The 255-nt window shown below is 51.8% G+C and carries 1 riboswitch.

The annotated features are described in order from the left end of the window. Positions 1-69: 69 nt before the first annotated feature. Positions 70-156: riboswitch (cyclic di-GMP riboswitch) on the bottom strand. Positions 157-255 lie beyond the last annotated feature (99 nt).

Raw genomic sequence — 255 nt, 5'->3', positions numbered from 1 at the left:
CCTGCCGGCCGAGGCCGGTAGAAGACTGCATCCGGCAACAGGGCGCACGGCCCTCCCGGGAAGCTTTTGTCTGGCAGTCCTGCCGTCATGGGGCCGAAGCCCTTTAGACCGTTGACTTTGCGTCCCATCCTTTCGGATGGTTTGCCCTGTTTCAGATCTTGCTGTAGGGAATCTTAATCAGTAACTTGCATGATGGCAAGCACTATTCGAAAAACTTTTTTGGCCTGTGGAAATTAAGTCTGAAATAAAAGAAAC

The organism is Pseudoduganella guangdongensis, assembly GCF_009857475.1.
GTDB lineage: Bacteria > Pseudomonadota > Gammaproteobacteria > Burkholderiales > Burkholderiaceae_D > Rugamonas > Rugamonas guangdongensis.
The sequence above is the reverse complement of the archived record's forward strand: the minus strand, read 5'-3'. Positions and strand labels throughout refer to the sequence as shown.